The organism is uncultured Arcticibacterium sp., from assembly GCF_964021845.1.
Classification (GTDB): domain Bacteria; phylum Bacteroidota; class Bacteroidia; order Cytophagales; family Spirosomataceae; genus Arcticibacterium.
Window position 1 is genome coordinate 34,083 of the sequence record NZ_CAXHZC010000010.1, and the last position, 17,670, is coordinate 51,752.

Genomic DNA, 17,670 nt, shown 5'->3' on the forward strand with positions numbered 1-17,670 from the left:
TTCAATTATTAAATCATACTTGCTCTTTTCAAGTATTGACATTACTTATAATTCTATTATTACCTTTTCTTTAAGACTCCTCCCTTGTTTTATCTTTTTTGTTCTTTAACCACCACATCACTCCACCAATAAAAAGACAAACCATACCCGAAACTATAGATAACATGCCACTAAGTTCTGTATAGTAAATTAGCCCCATTCCAATAAAAAGAAGGGCAGCAAATAGAAGTGAAATGGCATACAAGTATTTCAGAGCATTTTCAAATTTTCTATCAACAGTTGGTTTATCTGTAATAGGAGTATTCAGAAGCCTAAAAAAGCCTTCAACACGTGCTACATACTTAGGATTAGTAGACGCTTTTAAGCCAGAAGAATAGAAAATAAGAAGACAAACTATTACTTCAATGGTCGTTGCCATTTCCCAAGAAAAATATTGCGGCATAGAGTTCAAAACTATACCGACCAAGGCTCCAATAATAACGGTGAGCATAGCTCCCTTTGAAGTAGGTCTTTTACTTAAAATACCAAGCACCAGGGGGATACCTATTGGAATCGCGAAGATTCCTGTAAATAATTTATTGGCTTCAAAAGCTCCTCCAAAATCTTGAATAAACAAGGCCCCAAACAAAACAAGTAAACCAACCAAAACAGAAGCTATCTTAGCAATCAAAAGAAGTTGTTTGTCGGTGGCGTCATTATTTATAAGTCGCTGATATACATCTTTTGATAAAACACTGGCTATGACATTGTACTCCGAATTTAGTGATGACATAGTAGCCGCAAACATAGAAGCAATCATCACACCCATTAGACCTGGAGGCAATAAAAAGCTTGAAATAGCTACGTAAGCCATTTCTTTATCTGGCAACTCAGGCATTAGAATTTTGGCAACCATAGGAGGTACCAGAAAAATAATGGGCGTTACTAGAAACAAAGCAGCACTCAGATAGCCTACCTTTTCAGCTTCCTTTTCATCCCTAACGGAGTAAAATCTTTGAATAAACGTCCAATTCTCGTTGTATTTAATGATGATCATCAGGTAATAAATTGCGAGCCAGAAAAACTGGCCTTTAGGTCCATTAAACCAATTTAAATGATCTGGTAGTTTCTCTGAGATTGCCTCGAAGCCTCCGATATGATCTAAAGAAAGCCAGAATAACATAATAGATGTAAAGAGAAGTATAATGAACTGCACCGTTCCCATAATGGAAACTGCCCATAAGCCACCATATATGGTAAAGGCAATGACAATAATGGAGGAAACAACCATGGCCATTGGTAACGACAATGGCGTAACCGCCGTAAGAAAAATACCAATAGCGTATAGACGCACAGTATTATCTAAAATCCTCATAAATATCCCCACCCAACCAACAGTTTGACGCAGTGAAGAATTAAAGCGAGTTTCAAGATATTCTATGGGTGTTGAAACATTAGAACGACGCCATCTTTTGGCAAATATTAGTGCTGCAATAATACATGCAGGTACTGTACTTGTTAGCACTGTTACCGAAACTAAACCGTATTCGTAAGAAATACCAGCGTATGCCACAAAAATAAAAGTGCTGAACAAGGCCATAAAATTGCTTATTCCAGCGGCTACCCATGGCAAGGCACCTGAGCCTTTTGTATAAGCGTTGACATCTTTCACATACCATTTAAAAAACAGCCCAATCCCTGCCATCAAGACGAGGTACAGTACTATAGCTATATAATCTAGGGTTACTAAAGAACTCATATTTTAATCGTTTTCTATTGTTATTGAACCTCTTAAATGATTCTGTATAGAACCTGCTAAAAAGGCTGCTTGTAATGCTCTTGTTTCATCATTATAATGTACATGATCTTTAAACTGCTCAATACCTAATTTCTTAGTAAAACCAAACAGATCTATCATTGGAATGTCCTGTGCCGTGAAAATTTCATCAGCTATGCCATTATAAGTACTTACATCAGCAGCATACCTTCTAATTGACTTAGACTTGTTATTATGAATAGAGTCTACCACAGCTGTGGTTCGTATCCAAATCAAGCCAATCTCTTTCTTTTTCAACACCTCTATAATGCCTAGTAAGTTGTTTCTATACTCCTGTTCGGTTACTTGAATTACTCCTGTTTTAGGATTGTGTTTAATATCATGTAATCCACAGTTTAGTACTAAAAAATCTGGTTGAAAATCAGGTTCTTGTGTTTTCTTCTTTAAATAGGCCAAAACCATCCTAGAGTCTCCACCATTGGCACCTACAGGAATGTCCAGGTTTTTCTCGGCTCTTCCATCATCCCTTTTACGGTCAAATTCTACCGAACCTTCTAAGTACTTTTCTAGATATGGTCCATATTGAATGGAGATACTATCTCCTATCAAAAAAATAGATGGCTGAGATAAACTCCATGCGGATAGCGTAATAGCCAATCCGAACATCAGTACCGTTGTTTTTATATTAATAATTCTTTTCATTTCATTTCAATAAGTTACTTTCAATTTTACTTTTCGATGGTTCCAAATTCTTGCACAATCCCCTTCAATAAAGGTTGCTCGATCACGTACTTCTGTTCTACTCCTTTAAGATTATTATTGACAAGATTTATGTCTCTAGACTGCTCCCCTTTTACCTCCAGAAAAACGGCCCCATTCCCAGTCAACCTACTCTGAGAAATTGAAACTTCTTTTGCATTAACAAGTTTAATTAGTGCGGATGTTTTTTGAATAGATTGAGCCTTCAATCCATTTATATTTAGTAATTCAACATTGTCGCAAATCATAGCAGGACGAACGTCATCCTGAGCAAATCGCAGCTGAACTTGGTCTAGCCTAAGGTTTTTCACATTCCGAACAAAAAAACCATAACTAGGCAAGTAGTTTCCGAACATACCACCCACTGGAGAGCCATTTGGTTTGACAGGTACCTGATGATTAGGATCTACGTCCGTCAGTCCTCCTTCAAATTCAAGATCAAGATTGCTTAGCACTATATTTTCCAAAGGAGTATCTACTAATCCAGTAATGGAACAGCCTAATGGTGACAACCTAGTCCCTTTAATATTGTGAATAATGATATCTTTTAGAACTGGCGAGTTGGTGACCGTATGGGTACCAAATTTCTTATTCCTACTACTCAACCGAATAAAAATAGCCTGACGTTTGATATTCCTCAAAGTGATATTTGAGATATTAACCCTCTGGATAATGGCACCATCTGCTGTCATTATCGCTATCCCTTCTCCATAAGTATCGAAAACCACACAATTCTGCACGAGAATGTCCTCAAAGCGACCCGTCGTTTCTGTCCCTATTTTTATACCACTCGCCCCTGAACTTAATACACAATTAGTTATCACTATATCTCTGCATGCCTTATCAGGTGAAAAACTCTTTAAGACAATCCCGTCATCTCCAGCGTTAATGTAGCAGTTCGCTATCCTAACCAGTTCGCAATCAACAATATCAAGCCCATCAGTATTTCGATGCTTTACGGAATGCTCGCGGTTAGCTTGCTCTATATCCTTATTCTCTCTACTGTCCACGGTAATACCGTCTATTACCAAATTTCTACATTGTTGATAGGTTTGCACCCAGGATGCAGAGTTTTTTAGGGTGATATCCCTAATCTGTATATTTTCAACTCCTCGCATATGAATAATCCGAGGGCGATGCTGAAAGGAAGGATACTGATAAGCATCGGTCAATTTTCGCTTGTCTATGACATGCCCATTTCCGTCAATAGTACCACGACCTTCAATGGTAATGTTGATTACATTTTCGGCGTAGATAAGTGCTTTACTTGTGTAATCGCCATCATAAGTAGGGTAATCAGATGCAGTATTTGCATAATCCTCTGCATCTCCGCTTCCTAATAATGTAGCACCAGCCTCCACGTACAGCGTCACATGACTTTTCAAGTAAATGGTAGCCGAATAAAATATACCATTATGTAAGTAAACACGACCTCCGCCTGCTTTATGGCATAGATCTATTGCTTTTTGGATAGCCTCAGTATCCAAGGTTTTCCCATCACCTTTGGCACCGTAGTCATATACATCCCAAGTGCCTGAATCAAGAGAAAAATTATTTTCATTCACTCCATCTCCATCAGTAGACTTAGAATCGAAATCCCAACTTTGACCTGAAGCAAACACCCTTTTTATAGGTGCTAAAACAACAGTCAATATTAATATAACAAGGAATTTATGTTTCATTTTACTGAGATATTTCATTTTTCAATTGTTCCAAATTCATTTACAATAGATTTCGTTGCGGAATCTCCAAGCACATATTTATGCTGCATTCCTTTAAGTCTATTGTTTATCAAATTTATGTCATTAGACTCCTGCCCGTTGACAGATAAAAATACTCTACCAGTACCCATTGATTCAGAGTTACTGATAGTAACTTCCCTTGAACCAATCAAACTAATCACCGCAGGTGTTTTTAGAGATGACTCCGCCCTTAAACTATTTATACGTAATGATTCGGTGTTCTCACAAATCACAGCGGGTCTTTGGTCCTCTTTATCATAGGAAAGTTGAACATTGTCTAAAACAATATTTTTGACATGACGAATATAAAAACCATATGCAGGTAAAGTCCCAAAAGTTAAACCATTAGGATAAGCGTCTTCTTTTTCGGGAATAGTTCGCAAACTCTCATCTGCCAATTTCCCACCTTCAAAGTCTAGGTTTATATTTCTCAAAACAACATTCTCTACCAATGCCGTTTTTAAACCTGTTATCGAACAGCCTTGATTAGAAGAGATACCCGAGCCCTGAATATTTTCAATCAAAATATCTTTCAAATGAGGTTTGTTTATTTCTGCATCCTTACGATAAGGACGGTTGCGGTTTCCCTGGCGAATAAATATTGCGGAACCTTTTATATTTCGTAATGATATATTGGACATACTTATACGTTCGATTCGTGCCCCATCTACAGTCATGATACTAAGTGCATCTATCCGGGTATCATATATTGTACAATTTGTGATGGTAATATCCTCAAATGTGCCACTAGTTTCTGTCCCAATTTTAATTCCTGAGGCATTTGTACTCACTATACAATTTGTAATTGTAATATCTCGGCAAGCTTGATCTGGAGAAAAGCTTTTAAGACAAATTCCATCATCTCCACTATTAATATAACAGTTAGAGATTCGAACCTTTTCGCAATCTACCAGATCTAGTCCATCGGTATTTCGTCCCCTTTGGGCATAGAACCTTGGCTTTTCAATGTCTACATTTTCACGACTATCAACCGTAATTCCATCAATGATCATGTTTTTACATGATTGATAAGACTGTACCCATGAGCCGGAGTTTTTTAAAGTTATATCTCTAATCTGAATATCCTCGCAGCCTCGAAAATGAATAATTCTAGGTCTTCCACTAAAAGAAGGAAATAGATACGGGCCATCAAAATCGTCTCCTCGGCCATCAATGATGCCATTCCCAATAATTGAAATATTATGGGCATCCTCGGCATAAATGAGCGTTTTATTCGTAACAAAATCTCCTGAATAGGAAGGATATTTCGAAGGTGTTATTGGGTAATCGTCTACCTGATCACTACCCAACAGCATTGCACCAGACTCGATGTGCAGTGTCACGTTGCTCTTTAAATAAATGGTTCCAGATAAGAATTTGCCGTTATGTAAGTAAACTCGACCTCCTCCCGCTGAATGACAAAGATTTATTGCCTCTTGGATAGCTTCAGTATCCTTTGTTTTTCCGTCTCCTTTCGCTCCTTGAGCGTATACATCCCAAGTACCTGAATCTACGATAAAACCACTATTGTCCAAATGCTCACTAAGCTTAGCCGTTGAGCGAATGCTTTGTTCTGAGCCAAGTGCACACCAAGTTGGCACTAAGACATTAGCTAGAATTAAAACAACAAGTATTTTATAATTCATTTATTACAATAAGTCTGGTATTCGTTTCCTTTTCCATCAAACGACTTCTTTCTTCTCCATTATTAGCAAAGGATAATCACGTAAAGGGAGATTTCTCAACAATTGAGCCTCATGACTTAACCTGTGCTTATCGTTATCATAAACCTTTTCATGTTCTTTGAGAGCGAATATTTCACCTTTTAAGGGATCAATTAAAACAGGATCTTCAAATCCACTTCCTTCCCAATCCCATAAAATAATATGAGCCTTTCTATCCTCATAGTTATCCGCTGCTTTTTCAGTTGACCAAAAGGCAAGTACTAGCCCATTCGTGGTATTTAATGTAGTAGAGCTAACCGATTGAAGTGTTTTGCCAACTCCATTCCCGTAAGCCACATATTCCTTTTCTCCTAGTACTCCTTTCCCGTCAATAACTTGTATAATGGAATTATGAACATTTACATCTCCATGTATTAGACTACCAAGGTATTGCAGTGCTTTAAAAGCAACTTTTGGGCTTATAGTAGGCTTGGCTCTTAATATCCCTTTGTAGTTTATTTTCCCTGACCCCTTTGGGTAATCATGTAAATCAATAATTAAAAACCAAAGTGTCATGTCTATGCCTAATGAGCAATCTGTCAGTAGGCGTCTTAGCATAATTTTCGCCTGTATATTTTCGGTATAGGGGCCTTCTCCGGCAAAACCTGTACTATTGGGATCGGAGGCAAAGCCATTTTCACCTTGCCATAATTTGAGTTTAGGATTGTACTTTGTAATAAAAGTTTTTAAAGCCTTTATTCTATCGGTGTAACTTTCTGGAACTGTGCCATAGGGATGAAAAGAAAAAATGTCTATTTCATTACCCAAACCTGCTTCGAACATAGCTTTAATGAACGTGAAGGGAATCCTAGAAGTCACTCCACCAATTAACCTAGCATCTGGACAATTCTTACGAATTATTGGTCCTGTAAGCTTCACTAAATCGACATACAAACTAGCATCAACTTCCCCTGGCCTCCAAAAGCCTTTTAGATTTGGTTCATTCCAAATTTCAAAGTATTGAACTTTCCCTTTATAGCGTTTAGCCAAAGCTTTCACAAAACGAACCCAGCCATCTTTGGCTTCTTGAGTAAGCATTGGATGAGAGCCCCTTTCACTCTCCGTATAATGGAGGTTTCCATACCCCACGTTAAAAAAAGGTTGGAAACCACGCTGAATTAAACCATCTACACTTTCATCTAACCATTTCCATTCATACTTATTCTTAACAGCTTCAACGCGGTTCCAACCAGTTTGTAATCTTGCCCATTTAACAGATAAATCATCCATCCAAGGATATACCTCTTTCGGTTCCCAAAGTTTACGGTCTAGGGTCTCACAACCAATTCCGAAAGGAGAAGATTGAATGTCTTTAGGCTTTTTGATTTCAACATTACCAATCTTTTCTAATTCAATTTTATCATTTTTAAAAATCGTAACAACCCCTTCTTCTCCCCGACCAATAAGAGATGCAGGCAAGGGAAGAACAGCTAAAGATTTCAGAAATACCCTTCTATTACTTTCCATAATTATGTGTCTTTATTTTCGTTATTTAATGCCCCGTTGAAAACATTGCAAACATGCAATGAATTAGCGTTATACTGATAATTTCCTTCATAACCGGTATCTCCTAAGAATTCACTCACCAGAGCAATGGAAAGAGGATAAAACCATGATCCTAACATAATTTTCTCTCGATTTGGGTCTTCATCTCGAAGCTCTGCAGATGCCATCTTATCTCCCTCTTTCCAAATCCAGTGAGGACGAGGAACCCAATCTGCTAGTTCACTATCTTTTCTATGCAATAACCAACCTACTCCATCTTCGCTTTCATGCTGCAAAGCATGAGCTAAGTATTTGCGACAAGCCACCTCCACATCTTCTCTTCGGTAATCTGTCAAAGCCATCAGATTAACTAGTTGATATGCTCCATCAAAGTCAGGACAGTCAGACCCTCCGGGCCAAAATGAGCCGTCTGGTAATTGACAAGCCAGTGTGGAGTCAACACATCGCTCTAAATGTTTTAATGGCCAACCTAGAGCAAAGTATATGGGCACTACATGTATAGTTCCAAAAAGTCCATTTGGTAAATCTGCACCAAATTGAGTCCCCCAAAAACCTGTTTCCGGATCTTGTAACTCCTCTAAGGCTTTGTACATCCCTTTCTCCATTAAATCATTAACTTCAGAACCTCCAAACCAGTCTCGATGTGCAAAAAGAGCCGTAGCGGCTGCTAAAACCTGATTTCCAGCAGACCAAGAGTTTTCCCAATTATAATGCTTTACCCAGTCATATAATTTTTCAGCATTTAATAAAGGCTCTAAAAAACTTAATTCCTTTTCGGCTTTACGACCTAAAACCCTTAACGCCCATATATTTCCTCTTGTATAATGCCATGCCGGCTCCATTTCTTCAATGGACCTAATTCGCTTTTTGTCTGATTCATGTTTAGAGAAATAACCCTGCTCTGTTTGACGACGTGTAAACTGTGAAGCCCACCTATCTAAGTCCTTTTCAGAATACCTAGACAATTCACCAAATAAATCAAGCACATGTGCTGCATGGTAAGAGCCGTAGAAACTCTCACCTTCATTAGGTTCCTTACTATAAACCCCAGGCGTATGACCAATCTTCATAGATTCTACAAAATCCAACGACACCTTCTTTATTCTTTGATAACAACTATTCTGCATATTTCTATTATTCTTTTTCTTTCGTTTTCTAAAACAATACTATTCCCACAGTTGGATTTTCACTTCCTGTTTCATTAAATCATCTCTGAAGTTTATGGACGGCTTTTTACCTTTATAATTCACCTGAACACCTTGGATTAAGCCGCTTATACTTATAAATTCTTCTCCGCGTTTTACTTCCTCTGAAATATTTATGTTTTGACAGTCTTCAAGGTGATAATTCATCCCATTTTCAGATTCAATATTATTATTCTCAAAAACAATCTCGTTTGCGTTTGAACAAATTACTCCTTGAAAACTATTTATTTTTATATCCTTTAACTCAATATCTGAAAGGAATTGACCTCCCGGAAGACCTTGAATTTTAATGGCCGTTTTGGCTTTTTTACATTCAATATTTTTAAGATGAAATTTTCTAAAAACTGGTGCATCGTTTAATTGATTACGCGTTCTCCGATTATAGGCCATTTCTCTTTCTATTGGTTCGCTATCATATAGAAGGTTAAAAACAATCGCTTCATTTTTAATCGAATCCATTCTAATATTTCTAACCCAAACATTTTCTACCACTCCTCCTCTACCAAGGCGAGACTTAAACCGTATTCCTCTATCTGTGCCCGAAAAGTCGCAATCTTCGACTAACACATTTTTAACCCCAGCAGACATTTCACTTCCAATTACAAAACCTCCATGCCCCGACAGTACATGGCAACCACGAACGACAATGTTTTCGCTCGGTCTACCTATCTCCCAAGCTTCTTCATCACGACCGGACTTAATACAAATAGCATCATCACCTACGTCAAGGAAGCAATCTTCAATGAGCACGTTTTTACAGCCATCGGGATCGATACCATCATTATTAGGCCCATGTGAAATGATACTAATACCCCTAACTATTAGGTTTTCACAAAAAACAGGATGCAAATTCCATGAAGAGCCGTCCCTCATGGTAAAGCCTTCTAACAATATATTCTTACATTCTAAAAATTGTATGAAAGGTGGTCTTACGCCATCATCCTCTGTACCAAACACTCTCTCCTTAATTGGTACTCTTGACTTTCCCATTTTAAACAGTTCCGTCATTCCTGGCTGCTTGTTTTTCCAAGGCCACCAAACCTGACCTTGCCCATTAAGCGTTCCTTTTCCAGTTATTGCAATATTTTCGCAGTCTTTGGCATAAATCATTGGCGAATAATTATAACAGAAAAAGCCTCCTCTTTGAATTAAAACCACAGGAAGATAATCTTCAAAGTTTTGGCTAAACCGCACTTCAGCATCCTCTTCTATGTGAAGGTTTACATTACTTTTTAGATGAATAGGACCTGTAAGCCACACACCTTCTGGAATCAACACTATCCCCCCGCCAGATTGATGACAATCTTCTATTGCTCGAGCTATGGCCTTAGTTATATAACCTTCCTTGTCAACTTTATTTCCAGTATATGAGCGAATGTCAAAAACTTGCTTCTTAAAGCTTGGCTCCTCCCATCTAGGAAAATAAAATGGAATACTTGTGTCCGCACTTTGGGCGGATGCGTTTTGGCTGAGCAGAACCAAAACCATAAACCATAGTATTTTCCTTGAGATATTTTCCATTTTATTACTTCAACAATAATGTTGCTTTTTCTGCTATTAAGACTGGGTAGTCTGGAATTGGTATACCTGAAAAAACGTATTGCATACCATCCTTTTTCCAGTTTGCTTCAGGAATTTCCAATACATTACCAGAGATTAATTCCACCAATACTGGTTTCTCGAAAGAAGCATTTTCAAGGGTCACCGTTGCCACTTTGGATTGGTATTCCTCAGCTGGTCGCCCTTCGTTACTCCATAAGCTGGTTATTGTTCCTCCATTTTTCTTATGGCGATATTGAAATATGGACACGCTATCTTGGTCAGTAATTGGTTTTTCATTTTTTAATAATTCTATTTGACTGTCAAAAAGCGAAAAAGCATGTTGGGCAGCTTTGTATGACATTTTTGGCCTTTCAATTGTTTTATCAGGGTTTGTTTTCAAAATCCCTTTGGTATTTACCCCTACCATATGATCGCCTGCCGCATAATGCATATCACTGATAGTAAACAAGTTTGTCGCTATTCCACGTCCATGATCGCCCATCATTCGACGTAAGTTCCATTTAGCTTGCGATAATTCAGTCCAGTCATATTGACGTAAAGCACCTATTGTTACCTCTTTAGGTGTAGAAGGAGCACCATTCTCTCCTTGCATAAATTCAATATCTGAATTATAAGACCATACCAACTCTCTCAATATTTCAATTTTAGGGTACGATGTACTCGGATTTGGCGTATACCCATGGTATGAGAAAACATCAATGAATTGAAGTCCATCATTTTCTTTTAGGTAGTCCATAAAATCCCTAACAAAGTCAAGTTTCGTAACACTTGCCATACCCAATGCAATCAGACGTGCTTCTGGTTGTTCTTCTTTTACAATTTTTGCAGTTCTTAGGTAAAACTCCCCAAGTTGCCTTCCAGTATGCGTCTTGTTTATGTCTGGTTCATTCCAAATTTCCCACTCGGGAACATGACTTTTATAACGATTAACCATAGCTCTAGTCCAATTATCCCACGCCGTAAGTGCCTCTTCACCCATAGGAATAAGGCCTGCTAATTTTGCTTCGCCTCCACCCTCATAAATAGGATTTCCATAAGATAGTTCTACCCATGGTGACACTCCTCTTTCTGCGGCATCTGGGATAACTTTATCTAGCCATTCAAAATCATACTCACCTTTAACTTTTTCTGTTCTGGCCCAGCCACCCTGAAGGCGTATACGTTTAGCCCCTAGAGGCCCCAAATACTCTTTGTATGACTGATAATCTGTATAATCTCGATCCATGGTTTCTCCCCCAATTGACCAAGTGCTTGATTCAATTTCTTTTGCGTCTCTAGTCTCTAATTGACCTAAACTCTTCCATTCTCCATTGTTTGATGAAGAGTCGCAGGAGAAAGCACCAACCATCAAACTCGTTATTGACAAGTATTTTAATATGTTCATTGTTTCTTTTTTTTTAATATTCTTTGTTTTAAACTCAATAAAGAGCTCATTTTTATTCCAACCCCCTCTTGCCAAACCAGTGTCTCAATTCAGACATCCATGAATTCTCAACTTCTGGGGCAACTCCAAAACCGTGTACATTTTCTTCATAAATATGTAACTCAGCAGGTACCCTATTCTCTTTTAATGCCTGATAAAAAAGTATACTGTTTGAAACAGACACCCCAGGGTCTTCTCCAGCATGTACCAAAAAGGTAGGTGGTGTATTAACATTTACCTGTTCATTTGGTGAGAAGTCTGCAAGCAACTCTTCATTCAGGTTTTCACCTAGAAGGTTTCTCCGTGAACCCTTATGCACATACGTGCCTCGAAAAGTCACTACAGGCCAAGCTAAGATTAGAAAGTCAGGTCTTAGGTCTATAGTATCTTTGCCCTTTTCGTAGGAAACATTCCAATGGGTAGCTGCCATAGCAGCTAAATGCCCACCAGCGGATGAACCCCAAAGGCCAACTTTATCTCTCTTTAAGTTCCATTCAGAGGCTCTTCCTCGGACTACCCTCAAAGCTTGCTGAACATCTTGAAGTGAACCAATCGAGGGATCCACCATTAAACCATCTGCTGGTAATCGATAAGTTAAAATGAAAGCAGTAACTCCCATTTCATTTAATCGCTGAGCAATAAACCTAACATTTTCAATATTCAAATTCCTATAGCCGCCGCCAGGGCAAAGTATAACACTTGCCCCATTGGGACTATTAGGACGGTAGAGCAAAAGCCTTGGGTTTAAAACAGAAGACAATGCAATAAGCTGGCCCTCTGAATTAAAAGTCATTTTCTCTGGTCTGTCTATATTTATTGCATTCGGCACTCCCGATGGATAAAGTAGGATTTCTGTTTCCGATTGCCCTTTACAGATAGTCTGTAAAGAAATCAATAAGATAAAAAGGAGTGCCGAAATACAATTAAACATTTTAATTATTTTATATAATTTCAGATAACACTTTAGATTAGTAACCTGGATTCTGCTCTAAAGTAGCGTCTTTATTTGCTTCGATTTCAGAAAAAGGTATTGGGTATAAATTATTGTAGTCGTTAATATCATCCCCATTTAAAGGGTTATATTTCCTCACCCTTTCTACCAGTTTCCCCATTCTAACCAATGTTAAACGACGATTTTCTTCGAAAACCAACTCTCTTGCTCTTTCATCTAAAATATATTCTAAACTTACTTCACCTGGCTCAACCAATTCCGCATTTGCTCTTGCACGAATTACGTTGATATCTGCTGCAGCTTCCGCCGATTGCCCTTTCAAGAAATAAGCCTCTGCTCTAATAAGATAAGTTTCAGGAAGCCTAATAAGATAATCATCTCTATAAGTAGCCCCAGCCGTTGATTTCAAAGTCAAGGTTACAGGATCGTCAATTAAACCCGATGGATGTTGACCTGGTGTGGTAACTTTTGAAGGAATAGGATACCATCTCCAGCTCTGTGCAACCCACTGTTCCGTAGGGAAATCAAGCATACTCTTTCCAAAAAAGTCTGAGTCTGGATTCGCATAAATAAAATCACGAACTATATTATATTTTGAGGTCCTAATATCAGGATTATCTACTACCCTATTATCTGCATCTGGATCTAAACCCCAGATATCATATAAATAATAGTCAGTAGTTCTTAAAAATGAAGCTCCTCTACCTCCTTCATTTAAAGTAGATCTTGGTGCACTATTCAATGAAGCAGCATCTCCATTGGGATCCTTCAAAGTCCATGAAGCTGGGGCAACTACTCTTTCCAGCTTGTTTTCAGCAGAACCTGTCGACGTCATCCCACCGCCAGGTATATCAACTTCATACTGGGCAACCCAAATTGCCTCCGTGTTTCCAGATGAACGATTTTGATTTCCCACTCGAAATAAATCATAAAATACATCACCCGGCATATCTTTAAGACTCCCAAAACGCTCGGTCATTAAAGATAAATTAGACCGATCAATAACTTCACTTGCTGCCGCAATCGCCTTATCATACTCCTTTAAGGTTAAATAAGTTTCCGCCAAGAGGTGATTTGCCACAGCTTTACTTAGCCTTCCATCTGACACACCATCGACATTAGGCAAGTTATTGGCAGCATCTGTTGCATCACTTATAATTTGAGCAAAAATTTCTTCTTTCGAAGCTCTAACAAAATCACTCTTTGGAGAACTAGCCTCTTCCAACACTAAAGGAACTCCTCCATAAATATGTACCAAAAAACGATAAGCCCAAGCTCTAAAAAGTTTAGCCTCGCTAGCAATAAGTGCTTGTTTCGCTTCTGAAACTTCTGACTCAGGTAATCTTGCAATAATGGTATTGGCATTAGAAATTATTTTATAATAATTATTCCAATGAAAGGCAGTAACGGAGTTTTGGGGAGTAACCACTGTATTATAGTCTCCCAATCTATTATTATCCAGACGGGCATTATATCCAATATCTGTCCCCAAAAATTGGATATACTCTTGTGCATTCGCTTTAACACCTTGAACATACCTAACCTTGGAATAAAGATCGACTAGGGCAGCTTCAAAGTTAGCTTCATTCACATACGAATTTCCTGGACTATAGAAATCAAGAGGTATTTCTTTTAAAAAGGCATCTTCTTTACAGCCTATGTTTAGCATCATTAACATGCTTACTAAACTTATTTTTAGTATACGAGTTTTCATATTTTTAATATTTAAACGTCAGTTAAATGATAGTTCATAATGAACTTATCTAAAATGAAATTTCAAGACCAAAAGAGTAAGACTTCATTACTGGATATGGATTTCTAGAATCTATTCCTACACCAGTCTCAGGATCCCACCCATCCCATTGGGTCAGTGTTAATAGATTTTTACCACTAGCATAAAGCTTTAAGTTCTGGACTTTTAACTTCTCGGTTAATTTATCGCTGAAATTATAGGCGAGTGAAATATCCTGAAGTCTGACAAAGTTTCGTTGATAATAAGCCCTTCCTCCTACTGGTGAACCAACCCAAGGGGTAGGATATTCAGCGTCTGGATTTCTTGGTGACCAATAATCATAAAAATCAAACCAATTTGAATTCGTAGCATTCCCTCGGCTACCTCCTCCTGAAAAATAATTTGACTTCATGTAGCCATTCTTACCACCCTGAATAGAGTTTAAGAAAAATCGTAAGGTAAATTGGTCATAACCAATCGTGTTTTGAATACCAAATGAATAAGCTGGCTCCGCATTACCTAAAATAACTCTATCGTCAGCAGGCGAAAATTTACCATCATTATTTTGGTCAATCACTTTATAACTTCCTGGTTCAAAACCCGCCGGAAGTTCCTCTCCTACTTGGTGGATCCCATCCACTTGATAATCGTAAATGGTTCCTATTGGTTGGCCAATAAATAAACCACTGGCTATCAGGTCATCTTCTTTTCCATCATTATCTAAATCCTGACCTAGTAGACTCACCACTTTATTTCGATTTCTCGAAAAGTTAAGAGTCATATCCCAACTTAACTTTTTACCTTCTAACACTCGACCATGAACCATAAATTCGAATCCAGTATTATTCAGCTGACCAACATTACTTAACACCTGAGAAAACCCGGAGGTTTGAGGCAGAATCTTTGACCACAACAAATCGTAAGTATTGGAATTATAGTATTCAATATTTCCGTCCACTCTATTATTAAGAATAGCAAAGTCTGCTCCTATATTAACGCCTTTTGTTCTTTCCCATTTTAAATCAGAGTTTGCCAAGGTGCTTACAGTTCTACCTATAAGTGTAGTTCCACCATCTCCAAAAACGTATTTTGACGCTTCTCCTGCTTCCACTACTGCTAATGAACTATAACGTGCTACTTTATTACCATTTTCACCATAGCTACCACGTATTTTCAAGAAGTTGACTGCTGGAATATTGAAAAAAGATTCCTCTGAAAGCACCCAACCCATTCCTAAAGAAGGGAAAATGGCTGTTTTGTTATTCTGCGAAAATCCACTAAACCCATCTCTTCTAACCGTTGCTTTCAACAAGTACTTTCCATCATAGTTATATGCTGCACTGGCTAATTGATACAGCAAAGCCTCATCCCAAGCACTTGATTCTATGTTCCGAATTTCTGCTAAGGCTAAATTATTATATGATAGATCCAAGTCTGAAAAACCACTACCACTAGCAGCTGTACGCTCATACCTAGCCGTATTATAACCATAAACCGCAGTTGCATTGACGTTATGCTTCCCAAAAGTCTTAACATAACTTAATATATTATCTAAAGTTTGCTCATATTGAAAAGAGTTGTTTTTATATGCCAGACCTGTAAAACCTGAACCGTATATACTTGAGCCAAAATCTTTGAAGAATTTAACATTATTTCCAAAGTTAACTCTATAACTAAGCCCAGGAACAGCCGACAATTTTGCAATAGCATAAAAATTACCCACTATCCTGCTTTGCGTTTCAAAATTATCATTTGTCGCATCAAGGAAGGCGTTTACGTTATTATCGCCGACTGGATTAGTAATAAACACTCCATTCTCATCTCTAGGCAAAACAAGTGGTGAAGTAATTGATATACTTGCAACTCTAGGTGCATCGCCAGAAAAATCTGTAAAAGTGGCCGATGTATTAGCCCCCACCGTCAACCATTTAGTCACCTCAGTATCCAAATTTAAACGAGTCGTAATTCTTTGATAATCATCATTTTTAACAAAACCCTTTTCTCCAGTGTAACCTGCAGAGAGAAAATATGTAGTTTTATCAGAACCACCCGAAACACCGACATTGTGATTAGTAATTAGGGCAGGCTGCGTTAAGTTACCAAACCAATCATAATCATTACCTGCAGCTATACCAGCTAGTAAAGGAGGATTCATGTCCGAATTAATAAAGTCCCAATCCGGATTAGGCTCTAAATACCCAGACTCTTTTGTATAAGAATTATAATAATTTATATCTCTTACTTTTTGCAAATATGCCTCCCTATCTAAAAGAGAAGAATTAATTGTAGGTGAAGATGTTGCATAACTTCCAGAATAAGTAATAGATGGCTTCTGATTAGTTTTCCCTGTTTTTGTTGTCACCAATATAACACCATTAGCTGCCTGTGACCCATATATGGCTTTACTACTTGGATCTTTTAATACATCCACACTTGATACATCACTTGGATTAATGTCTGAAAAACGACCATTAAATATCAACCCGTCCACTATTATTAATGGCGAGGTATTCCCATTCAGAGTACTTGTTCCTCTTATATTAATAGACGCTTCTTGTCCGGCCTGATTGGTTTGCCCAATGGTCAAACCAGGTAATGCCCCCTTCAGTGACTGCAAAATACTAACGTTTGGAGATTCTTGAAAAGCCTCTAAGTCAGCCGAGGCTATCGAACCTGTCAAATCTTTCTTTTTCTGCGTTCCGTACCCTACCACAATCACTTCTCCTAAACTTGTAAAATCAGCAACTAAAGTCACATCAATAATACTTTGAGAAGCAACTAAAACTTCTTCACTAGTATATCCAATATAACTAAAAATCAAAGTTTGCCCCCTAGGCACGCTTTCAAGTTCATACACCCCTAGTGCATCAGTTGTAGTACCAGTTACTGTACCCTTTACAAGTACACTAACCCCTGGCAAAGCATCTCCATCTTCACCCACGACTTTACCTGTAATCTGCTGAGCCCATGCCCTAGTCGACCCAAAGGAAACACAGATCAGAAGCAACAAAAAACCTCTAAAAATAAACCTTTCTTTCATAGTTTGATAATTTAAACAATTTACTTAGCTCTCTTTATACTCTCACATTGCAAGTATATATCATATCAAAATAACCTCCTACTGTTTAGGATATATTTTCTTATTTGTTGTAATAAATATAGATTCATAACATAAAATACAGTTAAGAATATTACATAATTAACTAATAATAAATTATCTATACACAAACCTTAAATAATAAGCAAGTTGAAAAAAAATACCAAAAATATTTGTTTTACAAAAAGTACTCTTAATTTTACAATCACAT

The 17,670-nt window shown here is 37.8% G+C and carries 11 protein-coding genes; all 11 read right to left on the reverse strand.

What is annotated here, in order from left to right:
• Positions 1-70: 70 nt before the first annotated feature.
• Genes AADJ06_RS20760 through AADJ06_RS20810 form a run of 11 tightly spaced genes read right to left on the reverse strand, consistent with a single transcriptional unit; the run spans position 71 to position 17,402 of the window.
• On the reverse strand, positions 71-1,738 hold the full coding sequence (locus AADJ06_RS20760) for a sodium/solute symporter (RefSeq protein ID WP_341228420.1): 1,668 nt from the start codon (positions 1,736-1,738) through the stop codon (positions 71-73).
• Positions 1,739-1,741: 3 nt separating this feature from the next.
• Positions 1,742-2,458, reverse strand: a complete 717-nt coding sequence (locus tag AADJ06_RS20765) for an SGNH/GDSL hydrolase family protein (RefSeq protein ID WP_341228421.1) — start codon at positions 2,456-2,458, stop codon at positions 1,742-1,744.
• Between the two features lie 26 nt (positions 2,459-2,484).
• On the reverse strand, positions 2,485-4,197 hold the full coding sequence (locus tag AADJ06_RS20770; protein WP_341228422.1) for a glycoside hydrolase family 28 protein: 1,713 nt from the start codon (positions 4,195-4,197) through the stop codon (positions 2,485-2,487).
• Between the two features lie 14 nt (positions 4,198-4,211).
• On the reverse strand, positions 4,212-5,903 hold the full coding sequence (locus AADJ06_RS20775; RefSeq protein ID WP_341228423.1) for a glycosyl hydrolase family 28 protein: 1,692 nt from the start codon (positions 5,901-5,903) through the stop codon (positions 4,212-4,214).
• Positions 5,904-5,939: 36 nt separating this feature from the next.
• Positions 5,940-7,448: a hypothetical protein gene (locus AADJ06_RS20780; protein ID WP_341228424.1), complete on the reverse strand. Its 1,509-nt coding sequence runs from the start codon at positions 7,446-7,448 to the stop codon at positions 5,940-5,942.
• Positions 7,449-7,450: 2 nt separating this feature from the next.
• Positions 7,451-8,614, reverse strand: coding sequence for a hypothetical protein (locus tag AADJ06_RS20785; protein WP_341228425.1), 1,164 nt, complete (start codon positions 8,612-8,614; stop codon positions 7,451-7,453).
• Positions 8,615-8,653: 39 nt separating this feature from the next.
• On the reverse strand, positions 8,654-10,213 hold the full coding sequence (locus AADJ06_RS20790; RefSeq protein WP_341228426.1) for a glycoside hydrolase family 28 protein: 1,560 nt from the start codon (positions 10,211-10,213) through the stop codon (positions 8,654-8,656).
• A 4-nt stretch (positions 10,214-10,217) separates the two neighbouring features.
• On the reverse strand, positions 10,218-11,639 hold the full coding sequence (locus AADJ06_RS20795) for a hypothetical protein (RefSeq protein WP_341228427.1): 1,422 nt from the start codon (positions 11,637-11,639) through the stop codon (positions 10,218-10,220).
• Between the two features lie 52 nt (positions 11,640-11,691).
• The gene (locus AADJ06_RS20800; protein ID WP_341228428.1) at positions 11,692-12,609 is read right to left on the reverse strand and encodes an alpha/beta hydrolase; all 918 of its coding nucleotides are present in this window, start codon (positions 12,607-12,609) and stop codon (positions 11,692-11,694) included.
• 37 nt (positions 12,610-12,646) lie between these two features.
• Complete coding sequence (locus AADJ06_RS20805; RefSeq protein WP_341228429.1) at positions 12,647-14,344, reverse strand: RagB/SusD family nutrient uptake outer membrane protein; 1,698 nt, start codon at positions 14,342-14,344, stop codon at positions 12,647-12,649.
• Positions 14,345-14,393: 49 nt separating this feature from the next.
• Entirely contained in the window at positions 14,394-17,402 is a 3,009-nt protein-coding gene (locus AADJ06_RS20810) for a TonB-dependent receptor (RefSeq protein WP_341228430.1), read from the reverse strand.
• Between the last annotated feature and the right edge of the window lie 268 nt (positions 17,403-17,670).

Bases quoted from the DNA above. Each gene is read 5' to 3' on its own strand.
- AADJ06_RS20760 (WP_341228420.1), bottom strand. From the start codon at position 1,738: ATGAGTTCTTTAGTAACCCTAGATTATATAGCTATAGTACTGTACCTC.
- AADJ06_RS20765 (WP_341228421.1), bottom strand. From the start codon at position 2,458: ATGAAAAGAATTATTAATATAAAAACAACGGTACTGATGTTCGGATTG.
- AADJ06_RS20770 (WP_341228422.1), bottom strand. From the start codon at position 4,197: ATGAAACATAAATTCCTTGTTATATTAATATTGACTGTTGTTTTAGCA.
- AADJ06_RS20775 (WP_341228423.1), bottom strand. From the start codon at position 5,903: ATGAATTATAAAATACTTGTTGTTTTAATTCTAGCTAATGTCTTAGTG.
- AADJ06_RS20780 (WP_341228424.1), bottom strand. From the start codon at position 7,448: ATGGAAAGTAATAGAAGGGTATTTCTGAAATCTTTAGCTGTTCTTCCC.
- AADJ06_RS20785 (WP_341228425.1), bottom strand. From the start codon at position 8,614: ATGCAGAATAGTTGTTATCAAAGAATAAAGAAGGTGTCGTTGGATTTT.
- AADJ06_RS20790 (WP_341228426.1), bottom strand. From the start codon at position 10,213: ATGGAAAATATCTCAAGGAAAATACTATGGTTTATGGTTTTGGTTCTG.
- AADJ06_RS20795 (WP_341228427.1), bottom strand. From the start codon at position 11,639: ATGAACATATTAAAATACTTGTCAATAACGAGTTTGATGGTTGGTGCT.
- AADJ06_RS20800 (WP_341228428.1), bottom strand. From the start codon at position 12,609: ATGTTTAATTGTATTTCGGCACTCCTTTTTATCTTATTGATTTCTTTA.
- AADJ06_RS20805 (WP_341228429.1), bottom strand. From the start codon at position 14,344: ATGAAAACTCGTATACTAAAAATAAGTTTAGTAAGCATGTTAATGATG.
- AADJ06_RS20810 (WP_341228430.1), bottom strand. From the start codon at position 17,402: ATGAAAGAAAGGTTTATTTTTAGAGGTTTTTTGTTGCTTCTGATCTGT.